The sequence below is a fragment of the Streptomyces telluris genome, assembly GCF_024519335.1.
GTDB classification, from domain to species: domain Bacteria; phylum Actinomycetota; class Actinomycetes; order Streptomycetales; family Streptomycetaceae; genus Streptomyces; species Streptomyces telluris.
Genome location: NZ_JANIID010000022.1, coordinates 83991 through 105189, shown reverse-complemented (window position 1 = coordinate 105189; position 21199 = coordinate 83991). Strand labels below are relative to the sequence as shown.

The 21199-nt window shown below is 73.7% G+C and carries 17 protein-coding genes; 11 read left to right on the top strand and 6 right to left on the bottom strand.

The window, feature by feature from the left end; translation table 11 throughout:
• Positions 1–11 precede the first annotated feature (11 nt).
• On the top strand, positions 12–1469 hold the full coding sequence (gene der / locus NQU55_RS22860; RefSeq protein WP_168093320.1) for a ribosome biogenesis GTPase Der: 1458 nt from the start codon (positions 12–14) through the stop codon (positions 1467–1469).
• A gap of 134 nt (positions 1470–1603) precedes the next feature.
• On the opposite strand, the gene NQU55_RS22855 is transcribed toward der, so the two are convergent.
• The gene (locus tag NQU55_RS22855) at positions 1604–1930 is read right to left on the bottom strand and encodes a hypothetical protein (protein ID WP_240976412.1); all 327 of its coding nucleotides are present in this window, start codon (positions 1928–1930) and stop codon (positions 1604–1606) included.
• A 143-nt stretch (positions 1931–2073) separates the two neighbouring features.
• A complete protein-coding gene (locus NQU55_RS22850) occupies positions 2074–2898 on the bottom strand; it encodes a DUF8842 C-terminal domain-containing protein (protein ID WP_505017600.1) in 825 nt (274 codons plus the stop codon).
• A gap of 187 nt (positions 2899–3085) precedes the next feature.
• Between NQU55_RS22850 and NQU55_RS22845 the strand changes: the two genes are divergently transcribed.
• The 3 genes from NQU55_RS22845 to NQU55_RS22835 all read left to right on the top strand — a co-directional run bounded on the left by NQU55_RS22845 (position 3086) and on the right by NQU55_RS22835 (position 6351).
• Entirely contained in the window at positions 3086–4336 is a 1251-nt protein-coding gene (locus NQU55_RS22845) for a glycosyltransferase family 4 protein (RefSeq protein WP_168093319.1), read from the top strand.
• A complete protein-coding gene (locus NQU55_RS22840) occupies positions 4333–5313 on the top strand; it encodes a hypothetical protein (RefSeq protein WP_206329402.1) in 981 nt (326 codons plus the stop codon). Before NQU55_RS22845 ends, NQU55_RS22840 begins: the two co-directional genes overlap by 4 nt.
• A gap of 63 nt (positions 5314–5376) precedes the next feature.
• A complete protein-coding gene (locus tag NQU55_RS22835; protein ID WP_256791038.1) occupies positions 5377–6351 on the top strand; it encodes a helix-turn-helix transcriptional regulator in 975 nt (324 codons plus the stop codon).
• Here NQU55_RS22835 and ctaD read toward each other — a convergent pair.
• Positions 6305–7990, bottom strand: a complete 1686-nt coding sequence (gene ctaD, locus NQU55_RS22830; protein WP_168095761.1) for an aa3-type cytochrome oxidase subunit I — start codon at positions 7988–7990, stop codon at positions 6305–6307. The two genes, NQU55_RS22835 and ctaD, sit on opposite strands and share 47 nt — an antisense overlap.
• A 465-nt stretch (positions 7991–8455) precedes the next feature.
• Between ctaD and NQU55_RS22825 the strand changes: the two genes are divergently transcribed.
• Positions 8456–8671: an I78 family peptidase inhibitor gene (locus NQU55_RS22825; protein ID WP_168095762.1), complete on the top strand. Its 216-nt coding sequence runs from the start codon at positions 8456–8458 to the stop codon at positions 8669–8671.
• A gap of 124 nt (positions 8672–8795) precedes the next feature.
• Here the strand turns inward: NQU55_RS22825 and NQU55_RS22820 are convergent, their stop codons facing one another.
• Both NQU55_RS22820 and NQU55_RS22815 read right to left on the bottom strand, forming a co-directional pair.
• The gene (locus NQU55_RS22820; RefSeq protein ID WP_256791036.1) at positions 8796–9806 is read right to left on the bottom strand and encodes a phosphatase PAP2 family protein; all 1011 of its coding nucleotides are present in this window, start codon (positions 9804–9806) and stop codon (positions 8796–8798) included.
• Between the two features lie 273 nt (positions 9807–10079).
• Entirely contained in the window at positions 10080–11297 is a 1218-nt protein-coding gene (locus tag NQU55_RS22815; protein ID WP_372504775.1) for a glycosyltransferase family 39 protein, read from the bottom strand.
• 200 nt (positions 11298–11497) lie between these two features.
• Here NQU55_RS22815 and NQU55_RS22810 point away from each other — a divergent pair, with 200 nt between their 5' ends.
• Both NQU55_RS22810 and NQU55_RS22805 read left to right on the top strand, forming a co-directional pair.
• Positions 11498–13171, top strand: coding sequence for an MFS transporter (locus NQU55_RS22810; protein WP_168095333.1), 1674 nt, complete (start codon positions 11498–11500; stop codon positions 13169–13171).
• 82 nt (positions 13172–13253) lie between these two features.
• Complete coding sequence (locus NQU55_RS22805; protein WP_256791048.1) at positions 13254–14453, top strand: acyl-CoA dehydrogenase family protein; 1200 nt, start codon at positions 13254–13256, stop codon at positions 14451–14453.
• A gap of 37 nt (positions 14454–14490) precedes the next feature.
• Here the strand turns inward: NQU55_RS22805 and NQU55_RS22800 are convergent, their stop codons facing one another.
• Positions 14491–14928 (bottom strand): cell division protein SepF, encoded by a 438-nt coding sequence (locus NQU55_RS22800; protein ID WP_058045069.1) that lies wholly within the window; start codon positions 14926–14928, stop codon positions 14491–14493.
• Between the two features lie 286 nt (positions 14929–15214).
• Between NQU55_RS22800 and NQU55_RS22795 the strand changes: the two genes are divergently transcribed.
• From NQU55_RS22795 to NQU55_RS22780, 4 genes are all read left to right on the top strand, one after another.
• The gene (locus tag NQU55_RS22795; protein WP_206329879.1) at positions 15215–16480 is read left to right on the top strand and encodes a DUF5685 family protein; all 1266 of its coding nucleotides are present in this window, start codon (positions 15215–15217) and stop codon (positions 16478–16480) included.
• Between the two features lie 428 nt (positions 16481–16908).
• The gene (locus NQU55_RS22790; RefSeq protein ID WP_256791033.1) at positions 16909–18789 is read left to right on the top strand and encodes an FAD/NAD(P)-binding protein; all 1881 of its coding nucleotides are present in this window, start codon (positions 16909–16911) and stop codon (positions 18787–18789) included.
• A gap of 66 nt (positions 18790–18855) precedes the next feature.
• Positions 18856–19884: an LLM class flavin-dependent oxidoreductase gene (locus NQU55_RS22785; protein ID WP_168096616.1), complete on the top strand. Its 1029-nt coding sequence runs from the start codon at positions 18856–18858 to the stop codon at positions 19882–19884.
• Complete coding sequence (locus tag NQU55_RS22780) at positions 19881–21194, top strand: NtaA/DmoA family FMN-dependent monooxygenase (RefSeq protein ID WP_256791031.1); 1314 nt, start codon at positions 19881–19883, stop codon at positions 21192–21194. The genes NQU55_RS22785 and NQU55_RS22780 overlap by 4 nt, the downstream gene beginning before the upstream one ends.
• Positions 21195–21199 lie beyond the last annotated feature (5 nt).

Below are 21199 nucleotides of genomic sequence, written 5' to 3'. Positions count from 1 at the left end.
GAACGGACTTCATGAACGACCAGATCCACGGCGACGAGCACGGTGAGCTTGGCGACGCCGAGTACGCGGAGTTCATGGAGCTCGCGGCGCAGGAGGGCTTCGACGCCGACGAGGTCGAGGGCGCCCTCGACGAGGCCGGCCACGGCCCGCTGCCGGTGCTCGCCGTCGTCGGCCGCCCCAACGTCGGCAAGTCGACGCTCGTGAACCGCATCATCGGCCGCCGCGAGGCCGTCGTCGAGGACCGCCCCGGCGTCACCCGCGACCGCGTCACCTACGAGGCCGAGTGGGCCGGCCGCCGCTTCAAGGTCGTCGACACCGGCGGCTGGGAGCAGGACGTCCTCGGCATCGACGCCTCCGTCGCCGCGCAGGCCGAGTACGCGATCGAGGCCGCCGACGCGGTCGTCTTCGTCGTGGACGCCACCGTCGGCGCCACCGACACCGACGAGGCCGTCGTCAAGCTGCTGCGCCGGGCCGGCAAGCCCGTCGTGCTGTGCGCCAACAAGGTCGACGGCCCCTCCGCCGAGGCCGACGCCGCCATGCTGTGGTCGCTGGGCCTCGGCGAGCCGATGCCGGTCTCCGCGCTGCACGGCCGCGGCACCGGCGACATGCTGGACGAGGTCCTCAAGGCCCTGCCCGAGGCCCCGGCCCAGCGCTTCGGCGTCGCCGTCGGCGGCCCGCGCCGCATCGCCCTGATCGGCCGCCCGAACGTCGGCAAGTCCTCGCTGCTCAACAAGGTGGCCGGCGAGGAGCGCGTCGTCGTCAACGAGCTGGCCGGCACCACCCGCGACCCGGTCGACGAGCTGATCGAGCTCGGCGGCGTGACCTGGAAGTTCGTGGACACCGCGGGCATCCGCAAGCGCGTCCACCTCCAGGAGGGCGCCGACTACTACGCCTCCCTGCGCACCGCCGCCGCGGTCGAGAAGGCCGAGGTCGCGGTCATCCTGATCGACGCGAGCGAGACCATCTCCGTCCAGGACCAGCGCATCGTCACCATGGCCGTCGAGGCCGGCCGCGCGATCGTCATCGCGTACAACAAGTGGGACACCCTCGACGAGGAGCGCCGCTACTACCTCGAGCGCGAGATCGAGACCGAGTTCCAGCAGATCGCGTGGGCGCCGCGGGTCAACGTCTCGGCGCAGACCGGCCGCCACATGGAGAAGCTGGTCCCGGCGATCGAGACGGCCCTCGCGGGCTGGGAGACGCGCGTGCCGACCGGCCGCCTGAACGCCTTCCTCGGCGAGCTCGTCGCGGCCCACCCGCACCCGATCCGCGGCGGCAAGCAGCCCCGCATCCTCTTCGGCACCCAGGCGGGCACCAAGCCCCCGCGGTTCGTGCTCTTCGCCTCCGGCTTCATCGAGGCGGGCTACCGGCGCTTCGTGGAGCGTCGCCTCCGCGAGGAGTTCGGCTTCGAGGGCACGCCGATCCACATCTCGGTGCGGGTGCGGGAGAAGCGCGGGCGCAAGAAGTAGGCCGCGCCCCGGACTCGGCTGGGGGTCCGGGGGTTATCCCCCGGGAGACGCAGCCGGTGCGGGTGCGGGAGAAGCGCGGGCGCAAGAAGTAAGGGCCCGTGGGGGGCCGCCGGCCCCCCACGAACCCTGTGTCGCTAATAGCCGCGCATGCGGCCGTCACGCGGAGCGGGCGGCAGCGCGGCGGGTACGTGCCCGCCGCGCTGCCGCCCGTAATGCGTGTCCCAGGCGGTGTTGTAGCCCGAGTGGACGTGGTAGCCCAGCTGGCCGGCGTAGCCCTGCTGCCCGCCGTACTGCCCGTAGCCGAGCTGCGGACCGAAGCCCACGAACCTCAGCTCCTCCTCGCCCGAGCGGTCGAAGGGGAGCGCCCGGAACGAGCGGCGGTACTCGGAGTAGAGCGCATCGTAGATCGGGGTGACCGAGACGGAGTGGCTCTGCGGGGTGGCTTCGCGGGATGGGCGCATGCCGGGGATGTGGTTCGGGTACGGAATCCGCGGGGCAGGCTCGTATGAGTGCACATACGAGCCAACGAGTCCGTGGCCCGGGGGATGCGGGCCCGGCAGGTAATGGGCCGCCGGAGCGTGGCGGACGGGGTGCACGGCGCCCGTCACGTACCCGCGAGGGGCATGGTCGCGGCGACGAGCCGTCCGGCCGCCGCCGCCCGGTCCAGCGCCTCGCGCAGCAGGTCCTCGCGCGGCTGCGAGCCGATCGTGCCGACCGGCGCGGCGAAGACCAGCACCCGCTTCGTCTTGTTCACGGCCGACCGCCACTCGGGCGCCACCTGCATCGCCTGGTGCGCCTGCCACCACGCGGTGGGCTGGGCGCCCCCGACGCCGGGCATCAGGATGGCGTGCAGCTGACCCATGGCCAGCAGCACCGACCAGCCCGGCGTGGACGGCGGCACCTGCTCCACGGTGGCGACGGGGGCGAAGCCCTGCTCGATCAGGAGCGGCAGGAAGACGTCGACCGGGCCGTTCGTCCCGGGGCGCGCGATCGGCCCGAGCGGCTCCACGACGAGCGCCGGGTGCAGGTCGCCGCCGACGAGCACCAGGCCGCTGGTCACGCCCAGCTCGGCCTGCACGGGGCCGTCGGGCGCGGCGGGGATCGCCGGCATGGGGGCGGGCGCCGGCAGCCGGGGGGCGCCCGCCTGGTCGCCCTCGCCCTGGATGGAGCGCACGGCGCCCTGGAGCTGCTCCTCGGGGACCGCGACGACCTGGGAGGGGATGCAGGCCGCGTGGGCGAAGGCGAGCACGGCCGTCTCCTCGCCGACGAAGAGCACGGTGCTGGTGCGCTCGCGGTCGGTGTCGCCGGGGGACTGGCAGGAGGTGCAGTCGTAGCTGCCCGGGGCGCTGTCACCGCCCAGCAGTCGTTCGGCCTCTTCGTCGCCGATCTCGGCGCGGACGTCGTCACTGACGTCGAGCATGCGCGGCACGGGTGGCTCCTAGATATCGGTGCGTATCACACGGGGGTTCCCGGTTCGTAAGAGCACAACGGGCGATCCGTGGCAGGGGTCACGCGTAACGAGTTGGTGATCAGGGCCAACCTCACGCGCCCCACCACGGTCTAATCTCTGGGTAGGCGGGCTGGATGGAATGTCCGCGGCAAACGGCTGGGGACGAATGCACATCTCATTCCTGATTCACAACGCTTACGGCATCGGCGGGACGATCCGGACCACGTTCAACCTGGCGAGCACCCTCGCCGAGCAGCACGACGTGGAGGTCGTCTCGGTCTTCCGGCACCGGGAGGAGCCGGTGTTCGCGCCGAGCGGCAAGGTGCGCCTGCGCCACCTGGTCGACCTGCGCAAGGGGACCCCGGGCTACGAGGGGGACACCCCCGAGTACGAGCGCCCGGCGGCCGTCTTCCCCTCCGCCGAGGGCCGGTACAAGCAGTACAGCGCCCTGACCGACCGGCGGATCGCGGAGCACCTGCGCGGCCTGGACTGCGACGTGGTCGTCGGCACCCGCCCCGGCCTGAACGTGCACATCGCCCAGCAGGCCCGCCGCGGCCCGGTCCGGGTCGGCCAGGAGCACCTGACGCTGAGCACCCACTCCCAGCCGCTCAAGCTGACGCTGCGCACGCACTACCCGCGGCTGGACGCCGTCACCACCGTCACGGAGGCCGACGCGGCGACCTACCGCAAGCTGATGCGGCTGCCCGGCGTGCGGGTGGAGGCCGTGCCCAACAGCATCCCCGCCCCGGCCGTGGCCCCCGCCGACGGCAGCGGCAAGTGGGTGGTCGCCGCCGGCCGCCTCGCCCCGGCCAAGCGCTACGACGTGCTGATCCGCGCCTTCGAGAAGGTCGTGGCCGAGCGGCCCGACTGGAAGCTGCGGATCTACGGCGCCGGTGCCGAGCGCGCCAAGCTGCGCGCCCTCATCGACAAGCGCGGCCTCTACAACCACGTCTACCTCATGGGCCCCGCCAACCCGCTGGACCCCGAGTGGGTCAAGGGCTCCATCGGCGCCGTCACCTCCAGCCTGGAGTCCTTCGGCATGACCATCGTCGAGGCGATGCGCTGCGGCCTGCCGGTGGTCTCCACCGACTGCCCGCACGGTCCCGGCGAGATCATCTCCGACGGCGTCGACGGCCTGCTCGTGCCGGTCGGCAAGGTCGACAGGATCGCCGCCGGCCTGCTGAAGCTGATCAATGACGACGAGCTGCGGCAGCGGATGGGCCGGGCGGCGCTCGAGAGCTCCGCCCGCTTCGACCCGGCGCAGGTCGCCGGGCGCTACGAGCAGCTCTTCGGCGACCTGGCCGCCCGCGGCTCCCTGCGCGGCTCGCTGCACCGCACCCGCGGCGCCCTGCTCAGCAACGCGTTCAAGACCTCGGACGCGAGCCGCTCCGCCCTGCGCCGGGTGCGTGCCGCATGACCCCCGAGACCGGTAAACCCTCCGTGCCCGCGAACGCCGCCGGATCCGGCGGCTCCACCACCCCCGAGGAGAGCACCATCGTGTCTGCCCCGGCCCCGCCGCGCGCCGACTGCATCGCGGACTCCGCGGGCGGGCTCACCTTCGACCTCGACGCCCCCGGCCCCGGACTCGACCTCAGCGAACCGGACCACTGGACCGCCGCGCTGGTCCTGCGCCGCCGCGGCAGCGACGACGAGGCCGAGGAGATCCGCCTGCCGCTCGCGCCCGACGGCGCGGGACGGCTGCGCGCCGTGCTGCCCAGCACGGTCGCGCTCCCCGAAGGCCGCTGGGACGTCTACGTCGCCTTCGCCGACGCCGAGCCCCGCCGCCTGGTGCCCGGTCTGGCCGACCTCAGATCGCTGGTCGACCGCAGACCCGGCACGAGCACCTCGCCGCTGGCGGTGCGCATCCCGTACGCGACCAAGCACGGCAACCTCTCCCTGCGCAGCTGGCTGCGCGGCCCGCACGCCGAGGCGGGCGACCTGCACCCGGACGCCTCGGGCCTGACCGCCCACGGCCGCATCCACCGCGTCGCGGACCCGGCCGCCTGGCTCGCGGGGGCCGTCGTGGAGGCCCGCTGCCGCCGCGAGCCCGGCCTCGTCGTCACCGCGCCGGTCACCACGGAGAAGCGGGCGGAGGACGCCCCCGCCGAGGAGGCCGACGGCCAGGACTTCTCCTTCAGCCTGGAGTACGCCCGGCTCGCCGAGGAGTGGCACGGCGGCCTGGACGTCTGGGACCTGTGGCTGCGCCCGGCCGACGGCTCGGAGCCCGCGCGCATCGCCCGCCTCCTCGACGACGTCGTGGACAAGCAGCAGATCTTCACCTACCCCGTGCTGCCCGTCGACGCCGCGTACGCGCCCGCGCAGGCCGGCCCGTACTACACCGCCGACAACGACCTGGCGGTCAGGATCGAGGAGCGCCCGCCCGCGGCGGGCTGACCTCCCGGGCGCCGGCCCGGTCGCGGACAGAACCCGTCCGCAAGGGTCGGCATACTTTCTGCCATGTTGGAGACCTCGGCACGCCTGCTCCGTCTGCTCTCCCTGCTGCAGGCCCACCGCGAGTGGTCCGGCCCGGACCTCGCCGACCGGCTCGGTGTGACCGCGCGCACCGTGCGCCGGGACGTCGACCGGCTGCGGGAGCTCGGCTATCCCGTGCACTCCGCGCCCGGCACGGCCGGCGGCTACCGGCTCGGCCCGGGGGCGCAGCTGCCCCCGCTGCTGCTGGACGACGAGGAGGCCGTGGCCGTCGCCGTGGGGCTGCGGACCGCGGCCGCGGGCGGCGTCGAGGGCATAGAGGAGACGTCCGTACGGGCGCTCGCCAAGCTCGAGCAGGTCCTGCCGGACCGGCTGCGGCGGCGGGTGGGCGCCCTCAACGCCTTCACCGTGCCGATGGTCTCCCCGCAGCGGGGGCCCGCCGTCGACGCGGCGGTCCTGACCGAGCTGGCCGCCGCGTGCCGGGACGGCGAGCGGCTGCGCTTCGCCTACCGCGACCACGGCGGCGACTCCACGCGCCGCACCGTCGAGCCGCACCGGCTGGTCTGCGCCCAGCGCCGCTGGTACCTGGTGGCCTGGGACACCGACCGCGAGGACTGGCGGACGTTCCGCGCGGACCGCATCACCCCCACGCCGCCGCACGGGCCGCGCTTCGCCCCCCGCCGCTCGCCGGCGGAGGACTTGGCGGCCTACGTCTCCCGCGGCGTGTCCACCACCGCCTACGCCGAGCGGGCCACCGTGCTGCTGCACGTGCCGCTGGACGTGGCCGCGCAGAAGGTCTCGCCGGCCGTCGGGACGCTGGAGGCGGTCGACGCCGGCAGCTGCCTGCTGCGCACGGGCGCGCACACTCTCGACGTGATGGTCGTGCACATCGTGCTGCTGGGCTTCGACTTCGAGGTGCGGGAGCCGCCCGGGCTCGCCGACCGGATACGCGAGGTCAGGGACCGGCTGTCCCGGGCGCTTCCGCCGTCTGCGGAGCAGTGACCTTGGCCACCTCCGGGTGGTGCAGGTCGAAGGCGGGCGACTCGGAGCGGATCCGGGGCAGGGCCGTGAAGTTGTGCCGGGGCGGCGGGCAGCTCGTGGCCCACTCCAGGGAGCGGCCGAACCCCCAGGGGTCGTCGACCCCGACGGGCTTGCCGTACTTGGCGGTCTTCCAGATGTTGTAGAAGAACGGCAGGTTGGACAGGCCGAGCAGGAACGCGCCGATGGTCGACACCGTGTTGAGGGCCGTGAAGCCGTCGGCCGCGAGGTAGTCGGAGTACCGCCGGGGCATGCCCTGGGCGCCCAGCCAGTGCTGGACGAGGAAGGTGAGGTGGAAGCCCAGGAACAGCGTCCAGAAGTGCACCTTCGCCAGCCGCTCCTCCAGCATCCTGCCCGTGAGCTTGGGCCACCAGAAGTAGAAGCCCGCGAACGTCGCGAACACCACCGTCCCGAACACCACGTAGTGGAAGTGCGCGACGACGAAGTAGGTGTCCGTGACGTGGAAGTCCAGCGGCGGCGAGGCGAGGATCACCCCGGTCAGCCCGCCGAAGAGGAAGCTCACGAGGAAGCCCACGGCCCACAGCATCGGCGCCTCGAACGACAGCGACCCGTGCAGCATGGTGCCGATCCAGTTGAAGAACTTCACGCCGGTGGGCACCGCGATCAGGAACGACATGAAGGCGAAGAAGGGCAGCAGCACCGCCCCCGTGGCGAACATGTGGTGCGCCCAGACCACCACCGACAGGGCCGTGATCGCCATGGTGGCGCCGATCAGCGTCAGATAGCCGAAGATCGGCTTCCGGGAGAACACCGGGATGATCTCGCTGATGATGCCGAAGAACGGCAGGGCGATGATGTAGACCTCGGGGTGGCCGAAGAACCAGAACAGGTGCTGCCACAGCAGCGCCCCGCCGTTCGCGGAGTCGAAGACCACGGACGCGAACCGCCGGTCGGCCTCCAGCACCAGCAGCGCCGCCGCCAGCACGGGGAAGGCCAGCAGGATGAGGATCGAGGTGAAGAGCACGTTCCAGGTGAAGACGGGCATCCGGAACATCGTCATCCCGGGGGCGCGCATCCCGATGATGGTGGTCAGGAAGTTCACCGCGCCGAGGATCGTGCCGAAGCCGGAGAGCGCCAGCCCCATGATCCACATGTCGGTGCCGATGCCGGGGGAGCGGACCATGCTGTTCAGCGGGGCGTAGCCGGTCCAGCCGAAGGTGGCGCCGCCCTGCGGCATCAGCAGGCTGGAGACGACGATCAGGCCGCCGAAGAGGTACAGCCAGTACGCGAACATGTTGAGCCGGGGGAAGGCCACGTCCGGGGCGCCGATCTGCAGCGGCATGATCGCGTTGGCGAAGCCCGCGAAGGCGGGGGTCGCGAAGAGCAGCAGCATGATCGTGCCGTGTGCGGTGAAGGCCTCGTTGAACGACTCGTTGGTCATCAGCTGCAGGCCGGGGCGGGCCAGCTCGGCCCGCATCAGCATCGCCAGCAGCCCGCCCGCCAGGAAGAAGGCGAACGAGGTGATCAGATAGAGGTGGCCGATCGTCTTGTGGTCGGTCGTGGTGAGCCAGTCGATCACGATCCGGCCCGGTCGGCGCTCCCGCACCGGCCCGGTGGTCGCCTGCGCGGTGTCCGTCCCCATCTGCGCTCCCTCGATGTCACCTTCGACGGGCTTTCGGGCTCACGCCATGATGCTCGCCCGGGGGGTCCTCGCGCGAGGGTGCCTCCTGGGGTTCCGGGGGCGGGCGCGGTCGGTCCGGAGAATCGGAATTATTTATTCCGGATGTTTCCGGACCACGCTATTCCAGTGACCGTGAACACGGATCCGCAATATCCCGTGCGCCCGTTGTGCGGTCATTTCCGGTGTGCGCCGGGGAAATTTCGGCGGACCTCCCGAAAAGATGCCGCACATTTCCCGCCGAGGATTGGTGAAGACGTTCCGCGCGACCCCGTAATCCCCGTAGGGGTGAAGTGTTCCGCGGCAAACCACAACGGGTTCTCTGTGACAGAAGTGTGACCGCCGGAGGACGGCGGCGGCACGGCCCCGTGCTCCGGCCGCCCCGGACTCCGCTTCCGTACGGCGACGGGGCGGCCTACGGTGACGGGCATGGCACCTCTACCGAACCTCCCCGCCGACCCCGACGACGACCCCGGCGCCTACGTCGGACTCGCCACGGCCGCCGCGGCCGAGCGGGCCCGCGCCCGCGGCTGGGCCACCGTGCGGGCCCTCGCGCCCGGCACGCTCGTCACCATGGAGTACCGGGCGGGCCGGCTGAACTTCGAAGCCGAGGACGGCGTCGTGAAGCGCTGCTGGAAGGGCTGACGACCCGCTCACGACCCGCGCACGCGACCTGCGCCTACGACCCTGCGCACATGACGACGGCGGCCCCGGAACCTCTCCGAAGAGGTGGTTCCGGGGCCGCCGTCGTACGCGGGGAAGCGGGCCGTCAGCCGCCGACCGTCCGGCCGCGGCCCGCGGCCGGGCCGAGCGGGCTGGTGCGCGGCGCGCGGTCGGGGCTCGGCGGGCGGCGGCTGCCGGTCGGCGTGACCGGCGTCCGCTCGGAGCGGGCCGTGTGCGGCCTCGCGGGCAGGTGGGGGCGCCCCTCGGGGCTCCGCACGCTCGCGGACCGGCCCCCGACGCTCACCGGCTCGCGGGCCGGCTGCTGGTCGTCGGCGGGGGAGCGCGGGGCGGCCACGGCCACCGGGGCGACCGGGGCGGGCACGAGCACGGCGCGCTCGCGGACCCGGCGCCACAGGGCCAGCAGCCACGCCTCGGCGCGGGCCATCGGCGCCTCGAACCACGGCAGGGCGAGCAGCACCAGCAGGCCGGCCGTCCAGCCGAGGGTCACGTCGCTCATCCAGTGCGTACCGAGGTAGACCGTGGTCATGCCGACGCCCAGTGCGAGGAGCGCGGCGATCACCGAGGCCACCCGGCGGGTGCGCGGAGTGGTGGCCAGATAGGCCAGGACGCCCCAGGTCACCACGGCGTTGGCGGTGTGCCCGGAGGGGAATATGTCGCCGCCCGCGAACATCTCGTTCGAGCCGATCGAGGTGGCGTAGTGCGGGCCGAGCCGGCCCATCCCGATCTTCGCCGCGCCCACGGTGGCGTTGAGCAGCAGCAGCGACGTGCCGAGGACCAGCAGCGGCCGCAGCGTCCCCAGCTTGTAGGTGCGCCAGCCCAGCCAGGCCGCGACCGCGACGGCGGTCGGGCCGCGCTGGCCCAGGACCACGAAGTAGTCGAGGAAGGTGTGGATCTCCGGCCACTGCTTGTACGGCCGGAAGAGCATGACCTGCCAGTCGAACCGCACCGGCCAGGACGTGGTGAGCACGCCGACCACGATCGCCAGGTAGACCACGGAGGTCGCCACGAAGATCCCGAGGCGGGTCCGGGTCATCCGCGGCCGCACGGGCTCGGTCGGGCGCTCCTCCGCTTGGACGAGCTCGTCGTTGGTACGCACTCAATCGACGTTACATTGAGTGACAGGAAGCTTCGGCCGATCGGGCCTGTTTGTGATGACGATGTGATGTGGAATGCGTCTCAAGCATGACGTGCGCCACATCGGATTCCCCGGGGCAACTCCCGTCCGGGAAATTCCGGGGCCCTCCCAGCCGGTCGTCGGGGCCCTATTCCTTCGCATTGCGGCCCGTTGTTTATCGGGGATTGGCCGGGCCGTTCCACTACGTTTTCCGGTGGCTCCGGGAGGGGGCCGGGCGGGCGCCCGGGAAAACGATCACGGGGGGCCGGAGCCGTGCAGCCAGAACGCCCCGTAGACCGCGGACACCAGCACCACCACGCCCACCGTCGTCACCGCCCGTACCGTCCGGGTCCGCGCGAGGGCCACCGCGAGCGGCAGCAGCAGCGGGAAGGCCGGCATCATCAGGCGCGGCTTCGAGCCGAAGTACCCCTTCGCCGTCAGCGCCAGGAACAGCACCGCGCCCGCGTAGCCCAGCAGCGGCAGCGGCTGGCGCTGCCGCACGCACGCCGCGTACAGCCACAGCACCAGGCCCACGCCCACCAGCAGGCCGAGCCCCGCGGCGAACGCGGAGCCGAAGAGCCGCCCGGCGATGAAGGAGCCGAAGGCCAGCCCGCCGTCGAAGCCGTTGCCCCAGCCGCCCTGCACGTCCAGATAGCCCGTGAAGCTGCCGGTCCGCACGCCGACCCAGGCGAAATACGCGAGCCAGCCCAGCGGCGCGAGCACCGCGCCCAGCAGCATCCGGGGCAGCTCGCGCCGCTCCCGCGGCTCCTGCCGTTCCCGCCGCTCGTGCCCTTCTGCGCGCCGGCGCCGCAGCGCGGCCAGCACCCCGAGCCACACGGCCAGGACGACGGCCGCCCCCACCGGGCGCGTCAGCCCGGCCAGCGCCGCGAAGGAGCCCGCCCACACCCAGCGCCGGGTGAGCACCGCGTACAGGCTCCACGCGGCCAGCGCCGTGAACAGCGACTCCGAGTAGGCCATCGACTGCACGATGCCGACCGGCAGCGCCGCCCACAGCGCGACGAGCGTCACCCCCGCCCGCCGGCCGTACAGCCGCTCCCCGATCAGGAAGACGGCCCACGCCGCGAGCAGCGAGGACAGCGCGCTGACGAGCAGGCCCGCATCCGCCGCCGACAGCGGGAAGACCGCCGACAGGCCCTTTTCCAGCCAGGGCAGCAGCGGAAAGAACGCCAAATCCGAGTGGATCTTCCCACCCGGCAGGTGAAGCGTGTAGCCGTAGCCGTCCTCGGCGATGCGGGAGTACCAGAGGGAGTCCCAGCGCGCCGAGAGCAGCTGGTGCGGGCTCTTGCCCGCGAAGTGCCCCCACACCGCGAGCACCGCGATCCCCAGTGCCCGCACCGCCGCGTAGACGCTCAGGGCGGGCAGCGCACGGCGCAGCGCGCCACGCACCCGGCGGGCGGCGGGCGGCCGGTCCGCCCCGGCGCCCGTACCGGCGGGAGAAAAAAGATCAGTCACCGATCAATTGTCCAGCATGCGCGGAGCGCCTCCACGATCGGCCCGGACGGTGACGGAGCACACGGATCCGTGCCCGGGACTCGCGTACTCTGTCGAGTCACTCGCCCACGACATTCCCCCGGCCACCCCCCGGGCGGCAACCCCGGCCCACGTCCCCAGGGCCGGCGGGCGGACGGCGAGCGCACGACACGGAGGTGTGAATGTCCGGGACGACCACGGCCGGCCCGCCGCGGGCCGACGGCGTCCCCCGGCAGCGGTACCGGCGCGGACAGCGGCAGCGGCCGCCGTACGGGCCGGGCGCCGGCGCCGGGGCGAACCGCTGGACCGTCCTCGTCGTCCTGTGCGTCAGTCTGCTCCTCGTCGCCGTCGACGCGACCGTCCTGCACGTCGCCGTGCCGGCCGTCACCGAGGACCTGCGGCCCGGGGCGATGCAGCTGCTGTGGATCGTCGACGTCTACCCGCTGGTCTGCGCCTCGCTGCTCATCCTCTTCGGCACCCTCGGCGACCGCGTCGGCCGCCGCCGGGTGCTGCTGCTGGGCTACGGGCTCTTCGGCGCGGCCTCCGCGCTCGCGGCGTTCGCCCCCACCCCCGAGGTGCTCGTCGGAGCCCGGGCGCTGCTCGGCGCCGGCGGCGCGATGATCATGCCGGCGACGCTGTCGATCCTCCGCCAGGTCTTCCCCGACCGGCGCGAGCGGGCCGTCGCCGTCGGCGTGTGGAGCGCGGTCGCCGCCGTGGGCGCCGCGGTCGGGCCGCTGCTCGGCGGCTTCCTCCTCGAACACTTCTGGTGGGGATCGGTCTTCCTCATCAACATCCCGCTGATGGTCGCCGCGCTCCCCATCGGGCGCTGGCTGCTGCCCGAGTCGACCGGGCCCCGCGACGGGCCCTGGGACGTGACCGGCGCGCTCATGGCCGCGTTCGGGCTGTTCGGGCTCGTCCTCGGCGTGAAGCGGGCCGGGGCCGGCGAGGCGCTCAGCCTCGGCACGATCGTGCCGGGAGCCGTCGGCGCGGCCCTGCTGATCCTCTTCGTCCGCCGGCAGCGCAGGCGCCCCCACCCGCTCGTCGACCTCCGGATGTTCGCCCGGCCCGCCTTCGGCACCTCCGTCGGGTGCATCGTGCTGGCCATGCTCGCGCTCGTCGGGCTGGAGCTCATAGCCGCCCAGTACCTGCAGCTCGTCCTCGGGCTCACCCCGCTGGAGACCGGCCTGCGGCTGCTGCCGCTCACGCTCGCCGCGATGGCCGCCGGGCTCGTCGGCTCCCGGCTGCTGCAGCGGCTCGGCCCGCGCACGATGGTCGCCCTCGGCTTCGTCCTGACCGCCGCGGCGGTCGCCTCGCTCACCGTGATGGGGCTGCACGACCGGCCCGGGGTCCTCGTGGCCTGCTTCGTCCTGCTGGGCTTCGGCCTGGAGACCACCCTCTTCGGCGCGTACGAGTCGATGCTCAGCGAGGCGCCCGCCGAGTCCGCGGGCGGCGCCGCGGCGATCGGCGAGACCTCGTACCAGCTCGGCGCCGGCATCGGCATCGCCCTGCTGGGCAGCGTCATGAACGCCGCGTACGCGCCCGGCGTCGACTCCGTGCCCGGCGTGCCCAGCGCGGCGGGCGCCTCCGCGAGCCACTCCCTCGGCGAGGCGTACGACGTCGCCTCCCGGCTGGGGGGACCGGCCGGGGAGGCGCTGCGGGTCGCGGCGCGGGACGCCTTCGTGCACGGCCTGCACGTGACGCTGGCGCTGAGCGCGGCGTTGCTGCTGGCGGGGGCGGTCGCGGCGTTGCGCCTGCCGCGGGCGATGGAGTGCGGGGTGACGCCTTCGGCTGCGGAGCCGGCGGCGGCTGCGGGGCCGGTGCCGGCCGAGGAGGGCCCGGCACCGCCGGTCGCGTAGCGATCGGCTGCTCGAACCTGCGCCCGGATCCTCTGGACTCGGCCGGTTACCCGGCCGTAGCGTGCTGGCGAAGCGAAAGACGATCACATTCGCCCGCACCCCGCCGGAGGCAGCCGTGTTCGACCCGCATGATCCCCTCGGGATCGAGGACCTGCTCAGCCCCGAGGACATCGCCGTCAGGGACACCGTCCGCCGCTGGGCCGCCGACCGCGTCCTGCCGGACATCGCCCAGTGGTACGAGGACGGTGAACTCCCCGGCGTCCGGGAGCTCGCGCGCGAGCTCGGCGCGATCGGCGCGCTGGGCATGCAGCTCAGCGGCTACGGCTGCGCGGGCGCGAGCGCCGTCCAGTACGGCCTGGCCTGCCTGGAGCTGGAGGCCGCCGACTCCGGCATCCGCTCCCTGGTCTCCGTCCAGGGCTCCCTCGCGATGTACGCCATCCACCGCTTCGGCTCCGAGGAGCAGAAGCAGCAGTGGCTGCCGGCGATGGCGGCGGGGGAGACCATCGGCTGCTTCGGCCTGACGGAGCCCGACCACGGCTCGGACCCGGCCGGCATGCGCACCCACGCCAAGCGCGACGGCGGCGACTGGGTGCTGACGGGCCGCAAGATGTGGATCACCAACGGCTCGGTCGCCGGGGTCGCCGTGGTCTGGGCCCGGACCGACGACGGCATCAGGGGCTTCGTCGTGCCCACCGACAGCCCCGGCCTGTCCGCGCCGGAGATCCGGCACAAGTGGTCGCTGCGCGCCTCCGTCACCAGCGAGCTGGTCCTCGACGAGGTGCGGCTGCCCGCGGACGCGGTGCTGCCGGAGGTCACCGGGCTGCGCGGCCCGCTCAGCTGCCTGAGCCACGCGCGGTACGGCATCGTCTGGGGCTCGATGGGCGCGGCGCGCACGAGCTTCGAGACCGCGCTCGACTACGCGCGCACGCGCGAGCAGTTCGGCAAGCCCATCGGCGGCTTCCAGCTCACCCAGGCCAAGCTCGCCGACATGGCGGTGGAGCTGCACAAGGGGATCCTGCTGGCGCACCACCTCGGGCGGCGGATGGACGCGGGGAGCCTGCGGCCGGAACAGGTGAGCTTCGGCAAGCTCAACAACGTGCGGGAGGCGATCGAGATCTGCCGGACGGCGCGGACGATCCTCGGTGCGAACGGGATCTCCCTGGAGTACCCGGTGATGCGGCACGCCACGAACCTGGAGTCCGTGCTGACGTACGAGGGCACGGTGGAGATGCACCAGCTGGTGCTGGGCAAGGCGCTCACCGGCCTCGACGCGTTCCGGTAAGCCCTCGCCCCTTCGCGGCCTCGCCGCGGAACCCGGCTCAGCTCTGGTTGAAGAAGCCGCCGTTCGCCCGTCCTCTCGGCTCCCCGCTGACCACCATGTAGTCGGCGGGGGTCAGCAGGAACACGCGGTTGGCCACGCGCTCGATGGAGCCGCGCAGCCCGAACGTCAGCCCGGCGGCGAAGTCCACGACGCGCTTGGCGTCGTTGGGCTCCATGCCGGTGAGGTTGACGATCACCGGGACGCCGTCGCGGAAGAGCTCGCCGATGCCCCGGGCGTCGCGGAAGCCGTCCGGGGTGACGGTGGCGATGCGCGTGCCCTGTTCCTGCGCGGCCTCGTCCGCCACCCGCACCTTGGGGTTGGTGACCCAGGCGTCTCCGGGCTCGGGTCCCTCAGCGTACTCGTCGTCGTAGTAGCGCTCGTCATCGCTGTCGTCGACGAGGCCGAGCCAGGCACTCGCCTTGCGCACCGATCCCATGGACGCCTCCTCTCACACGCGGTGTGTTCCGTCCGCTTCTCTATCGTCGTCCATGATGCGGATGGTGTGCCAAGTGGATAGCCGCCGGACGAGCATTTCGTGACGCATCTGGTGCAAACCGGTTGGCGGTGCGTCAGAAACCCCGCAGGCCCCTTCTTGCACCCTGGACCTGGGCATATGCGGTTACGGCGGGTGATTCGGGGGCGCGGGGCGGGCCCCGGTCGGGTCGGGTGGTCAGGTGTTTAGGATGCCCGGGTCCATTCACACCACACACGGGGGCTGGGTTTTGTTCGGGATCATAAGGCCATGCCGGCACCGGTTGTCAGAAGCCATGCGCACGGAATGGATGGCGCATCTGTGCGGACTGTGCCTCGCACTGCGGGGCGACCACGGACAGTTCGCGCGCGCCGCCACCAACTATGACGGTCTGGTCATATCGGTTCTGGTGGAAGCGCAGTCGCCCGCGGACGAGGGCGCCAACTCCTGGCGCCGCACGGCCGGACCGTGCCCGCTGCGCGGCATGCGCACCGCTTCCGTGGCCAAGGGTGAGGGGGCGCGCCTGGCCGCCTCGGTCTCGCTGGTACTGGCGTCGGCGAAGATGCGCGACCATGTCGCCGACGGCGACGGCGTGTTGGCGCGCCGCCCGGTCGCCGCGGCCGCGCGCCGCGTGGCCGCGAAGTGGGACCGGGCCGGTGCCCGTACGGGAGCGGACCTCGGTTTCGACACCGCCGTCCTGGTCGACGCGGTCGAACGGCAGGCCGGCATCGAGGCCCTGGCCGGTGCGGGGACATCCCTGCTGACGGTGACGGAGCCCACCGAGACGGCCACCGCCGCGGCCTTCGGCTACACCGCCGTGCTCGCCGGGCGGCCGGCCAACAAGGAGCCCCTGGAAGAGGCGGGCAGGCTCTTCGGACGGCTCGCGCACCTGCTGGACGCCGTGGAGGACATGGCGCAGGACGCGGAGAGCGGGGCGTGGAACCCCGTCGCCGCGACCGGCACCGACCTCGCCGAGGTGCGCAGGCTGTGCGACGACGCGGTGCACGGCGTCCGTCTGGCGCTGCGCGAGGTCGACTTCGCGAGCAGGAGCCGGAGCCGGCTCGCGCACGTCCTGCTCGCGCACGAGCTGGAGCGCGCCGTCGACCGGGCGTTCGGCACGGCGGGCTGCGGGCACGCCGGGCACGCCGGTGCGGCGGGGCACGCCGGGGCGGCCGCTCTCCAGGACGGCGCGCCGCAGGGCGCGTTCGGGCCGCCGCCGGTCATGCCGCCCGATCAGATGCCGCCGGGGCAGAGGCCGCCCGGCGCGCCGCCCGAGCCGCCGCGGCGGGGGAGGCAGCGCGGGCTGATCGCCGGCTGTGCGGTGTGGGCCACGCTTTTCTGCACGTGTCAGGTCTGCTGCCGGGACCCGTACTTCGATCCGTGGGACGGCCAGCAGCGTGAGGGCTGGTGCCACAAGTGCGACTGTGGCGACTGTGATTGCAGCAACTGCGGCGAGTGCTGCAACTGCTGTGACTGCTGCGGTGACTGCGACTGTGGTTGCGACTGCGGCTGTTGAGAACGAAAACAAGAACAAGAACGAGAGTGAGGGGAGGGTGCGGCGCAACGCCGCGGATGTGAAGGTGTGAAGGCGTGCAGACGCCGGGCTTCGCGGGAAGCGCGGTCAGCCCGGGCAGGAACCCGGAAGAGGTGCACGGAAGCCGGGACACGACGCGGACCACACCCGACCGAAGTCGATGTGGTCCCGGGTGACCAGCCGTTGCCCTGGGTGCATGGGCCAAGTGGAACAGCCTTCCGTTTCCGCGTCAACTGTGCTGAGACGGCCTGCCCACAGTGTGGACAGGAGTGCGGACAGGCTTGACAGTTGGCCAGGGCACGCGAATAGCCTCGGAGTTCGGCCGTGCTGAGGGGCGCGGCCGGATGCGCACGACGCAACCGATGTGAAGGCACCTCCCGTGCCCGATCCCGTATCCACGGAGCCTTCGCATGCCCTCCCTCGTCGTCATCGGTGCCGGCCCGCGCGGCACCGGCTTCCTCGAACGCATCGCCGCCAACGCCCCCGGACTCCTCGCGGGGGCCCGCCTGGACCTCCACCTCGTGGACCCCTTCCCGCCCGGCGGCGGCCGCGTCTGGCGCCACGACCAGTCCCCGCTGCTGTGGATGAACTCCATGGCCGAGGACGTCACCGCGTTCACCGACGCCTCTGTACGGACCGAGGGGCCCGTACGCCCCGGCCCGACGCTCGCCCAATGGGCGGCGCGCGTCCGCGACGGCACGGTGCCCGCCCCGCCCGACCCGGCGACCGCCGGCGAGGTCCGCGCCCTGACCGGGCGCGGCTTCGCCGGGCGGCGGGTGCAGAGCGCGTACCTGCGCTGGACGTACGAACAGGCCGTGGCCGCCCTGCCGCCCGGCATCACCGTCCACGAGCACCGGCGGCGCGCCTTACGCCTGTCCGGCGCGCGCGACGCACGGCAGCGCGTCTGGCTCGAGGGGCTCGCGGCACCGCTCCCCGCCGACCTCGTCGTCCTCGCCCTCGGCCACCTGCCGTCCGCCCCCGACGCCGGGCAGAGCGCCCTCGCCCGCTTCGCCGCGCGCCACCGGCTCGCCTACCTGCCGCCCGAGTTCACCGCCGACAGCGACCTGAGCGCCCTGCGCCCCGGCGAGCCGGTGATCGTCCGCGGCCTCGGGCTCGCCTTCGTCGACCTGATGGTGCTGCTCACCGAGGGGCGCGGCGGCACGTACACCACCGGCCGCGACGGCGAGCCGGTCTACCGCCCCTCCGGACGCGAACCCGTCCTGTACGCGGGCTCCCGGCGCGGCGTCCCGTACCGCTCGAAGATCGGCTACCCCTGGGAGGGCGAACGGCCGCCGCTGCCCCGCTTCTTCGGCCCGGCGGAGGCCGCGGCGCTGCGCGAACGGCCCGGCCCCCTCGACTTCCGCCGCGACCTGTGGCCCCTGGCCGAGAAGGAGCTCGGGTTCGCCCACTACCACCGGCTGTTCACCGCGCACCCCGAGCGCACCCGCATGCCCTGGCCGGTCTTCGAGGAGCGGTACGCCTCCTGCGCGCCCGGCGGCGCCGAGCTCCTCGCCCTGACCGCCGCAGCCGTGCCCGGCCCGGCCGACCGGTTCGACCCGGCCGCGCTCGACCACCCCCTCGCCGGCCGCCGCTTCGCCGGAGCCGACGCCCTGCAGCGCGGCCTGCGGGCCCACATCGGGGCCGACCTCGCCCGCCGCCACGACCCCCGCCACAGCCCCGACCTCGCCGTCTTCCTCGGCCTGCTCTCCGTCTACGGGCAGCTCGCCGGCCTCGGCGACACGGGCCCCTGGTGGCACGGGTTCTTCAGCTACCTCGCCTCCGGCCCGCCCGGGCCCCGGCTGCGTCAGCTCCTCGCGCTCTCCCGCGCCGGAGTCGTGCGCTTCCTCGGCGCCGACCTGACCGTCACGGCCGACGCGGAACACGGGGTGTTCCGGGCGCACAGCGCGAGCGCGCCCGGCGTCGTGACCACGGCGCGCGCCCTGGTCGAGGCGCGGCTGCCGCCCCCGTCCGTCGCCCGCTCCCTCGACCCCCTGCTGCGCTCCCTCCACCCCGGGGCCGCCACCACGCCCGCCGGCCTGCTGGCCGTCAGCCCCGAGGACGGCCGGATCCTGGACCGCGACGGCCGCCCCCACCCGCGGCGCTTCGCCCTCGGCCCGCACACCGACGCCCGCGCGACCGGCGCCTTCGCCCGGCCGGGCACCGACGCCCCGTCGTTCCGCCAGAACGACGCCACGGCGCGCGCCGCGCTGAGCTTCCTGCGCACGGTCGCGGGCCGCACTCCTCCGGTGCGGGCCGGGGCACCGCCGCCCGGGGACACCTCCCGGCCGTAGCCGGAGAGCGCAACCACCGACCCGAGCCACCGGCCCCACCGTGGCCCCGCACCCCCAGGGAAGCCCATGTCCGCACCCATCCGGCCCCTGCACCTGGCCGTGAGCATCGACCGCCCCGGCGTCCGGGACGCCGAGCCCTACGTCCGCGCCGCTCGCCTCGCCGAGCGCGGCAGGCTGGACTTCGTCACCCTCGGCGACACGCTCGGCCCGCCCCGGCGCGGCGAGAGCCGCCTCGACGCCCTCGCCGTCCTCGCCCGCGTCGCGCCCGCCACCGAACGCATCGGCCTGGTGCCCACCGTCACCACCACCCACACCGAGCCGTTCCACGTCTCCAACGCCGTCTCCACCCTCGACTGGGTCAGCGGCGGCCGCGCCGGCTGGACCGTGGAGGTCTCCGGCACCGAAGCCGCGGCGCGCCACTTCGGCCGCCGCGCCGCGGCCCCCGCCGACGAGCTGTGGCACGAGGCCGCGGCCGTCGCCGACGTCGCCGCCCGGCTCTGGGACAGCTGGGAGGACGACGCCGAGATCCGCGACGCGGCCACCGGGCGCTTCGTCGACCGCGACAAGCTGCACCACGTCGACTTCGAAGGCCCCGGCTTCTCCGTCCGCGGGCCCTCCATCGTGCCCCGGCCCCCGCAGGGCCGGCCGGTGACCGCCGTCGACGCCACCCGCCTGCTGCCCCGCGCGGCCGCCGCCCGCCACGCCGACGTCGCCTACATCCGCACCGGGCCCGCGCCCGCTCCCGGCGCGGTCCGCGCCGCCCGCGACGACCTGCACGCCCGGCTGCGCTCCCTCGGCCGCGACCCCGGCCGGATCGTCGTCCTCGCCTCCCTGCCCGTCGCGCTGTACGCGGCCGCCGACGCCGTCGCCCTCGCCGACCTGGCCGGCTCCTGGTGGGCCGACGGCGTGGCCGACGGCTTCCACTTCCGGCCCGAGGACCCCGAGCGGGACCTCGCCCTGCTGGTCGATGGGACCGTCCCCGTACTCCAGCACCGCGGCCTGCTGCGCTCCTTCTATCCCGGCGGCACGCTCCGCGAGCACCTGTGCCTGCCGCGCCCCGCCAACCGCTACGCCACCGCGAGGAGGCCCGCATGACCGCCCCCGGGGCACGCCGCCGCAAGCAGATGCACCTGGCCGCCCACTTCCCCGGCGTCAACAGCACGACCGTGTGGGCCGACCCGCGGTCCGGCAGCCAGATCGACTTCTCCTCCTTCCGGCACCTCGCCGCCACCGCCGAACGCGGCCTCTTCGACTTCTTCTTCCTCGCCGAGGGCCTGCGGCTGCGCGAGCACAAGGGCCGGATCCACGACCTGGACGTCGTCGGCCGCCCCGAGTCGCTCACCGTGCTCGGTGCCCTGGCCGCCGTCACCGAGCGGATCGGCCTGGCGGCCACCGCCAACACCACGTTCAACGAGCCCTACGAACTCGCCCGGCGCCTGGCCTCCCTGGACCATCTCAGCGGCGGGCGCGCCGCCTGGAACGCCGTCACCTCCTCCGACGCCTTCACCGGCGAGAACTTCCGCCGCGGCGGCTACCTCGACCGGGCCAATCGGTACACGCGCGCCGCCGAGTTCGTCGCCACCGCGCGCGAGCTGTGGGACTCGTGGACGCCCGACGGCGTGCCGCGCCCCTTCGCCCACCACGGGCGGCACTTCTCCGTCTCCGGCACCTTCGACGTGGCCCGCAGCCCCCAGGGCCACCCGGTCGTCATCCAGGCCGGGGACTCCGGCGAGGGCCGGGAGTTCGCGGCCTCCGCCGCCGACGTCGTCTTCACCCGCCACGGCACGCTGGAGGCCGGGCAGGCCTTCTACGCCGACGTCAAACGGCGGCTCTCCGCGTACGGCCGGCGGCCCGGCGACCTCAAGATCATGCCGGGGGTGACGTTCGCCCTCGGGGACACCGACGCCGAGGCCCAGGAGAAGGCCGCCGAGATCCGCAGGCAGCAGATCTCCCCGCAGAACGCGCTGCTCGCCCTGGAGCAGGTGTGGGGCCGGGACCTGTCCGGCTACGACCCCGACGGGCCGCTGCCCGGCATCGACCCGGACCCGGGCGGCGAGGTGGCCCAGGGGCGGGTGCGGACAGCCGACCCGCTCGCCGTGGCCGCCCGGTGGCGCGCCGTCTCCGAGGCCAAGGGGCTGTCCATCCGGCAGACCGTGATCGAGACGACCGGCCGGCAGTCCTTCATCGGCACCCCCGCCTCGGTGGCCGCGCAACTGGACGCGTTCGTCACCGCCGGGGCCGCCGACGGCTTCATCCTCGTCCCCCACCTCACGCCCGGAGGGCTGGACGACTTCGTCGACCGCGTGGTGCCCCTGCTGCAGGAGCGTGGCGCGTTCCGTACGGAGTACACGGGCGCGACGCTCCGCGAACACCTCGGGCTGCCGCTGCCCGTATGGAAAGGTTGACCGTC

Excerpts from the sequence above, each read along its gene's own strand:
- NQU55_RS22810 (WP_168095333.1), top strand. The coding sequence starts at position 11,498 with ATGTCCGGGACGACCACGGCCGGCCCGCCGCGGGCCGACGGCGTCCCC.
- NQU55_RS22780 (WP_256791031.1), top strand. The coding sequence starts at position 19,881 with ATGACCGCCCCCGGGGCACGCCGCCGCAAGCAGATGCACCTGGCCGCC.
- der (WP_168093320.1), top strand. The coding sequence starts at position 12 with ATGAACGACCAGATCCACGGCGACGAGCACGGTGAGCTTGGCGACGCC.
- NQU55_RS22840 (WP_206329402.1), top strand. The coding sequence starts at position 4,333 with ATGACCCCCGAGACCGGTAAACCCTCCGTGCCCGCGAACGCCGCCGGA.
- NQU55_RS22845 (WP_168093319.1), top strand. The coding sequence starts at position 3,086 with ATGCACATCTCATTCCTGATTCACAACGCTTACGGCATCGGCGGGACG.
- NQU55_RS22800 (WP_058045069.1), bottom strand. The coding sequence starts at position 14,928 with ATGGGATCGGTGCGCAAGGCGAGTGCCTGGCTCGGCCTCGTCGACGAC.
- NQU55_RS22825 (WP_168095762.1), top strand. The coding sequence starts at position 8,456 with ATGGCACCTCTACCGAACCTCCCCGCCGACCCCGACGACGACCCCGGC.
- NQU55_RS22790 (WP_256791033.1), top strand. The coding sequence starts at position 16,909 with ATGCCCTCCCTCGTCGTCATCGGTGCCGGCCCGCGCGGCACCGGCTTC.
- NQU55_RS22785 (WP_168096616.1), top strand. The coding sequence starts at position 18,856 with ATGTCCGCACCCATCCGGCCCCTGCACCTGGCCGTGAGCATCGACCGC.
- NQU55_RS22855 (WP_240976412.1), bottom strand. The coding sequence starts at position 1,930 with ATGCGCCCATCCCGCGAAGCCACCCCGCAGAGCCACTCCGTCTCGGTC.
- NQU55_RS22835 (WP_256791038.1), top strand. The coding sequence starts at position 5,377 with ATGTTGGAGACCTCGGCACGCCTGCTCCGTCTGCTCTCCCTGCTGCAG.
- ctaD (WP_168095761.1), bottom strand. The coding sequence starts at position 7,990 with ATGGGGACGGACACCGCGCAGGCGACCACCGGGCCGGTGCGGGAGCGC.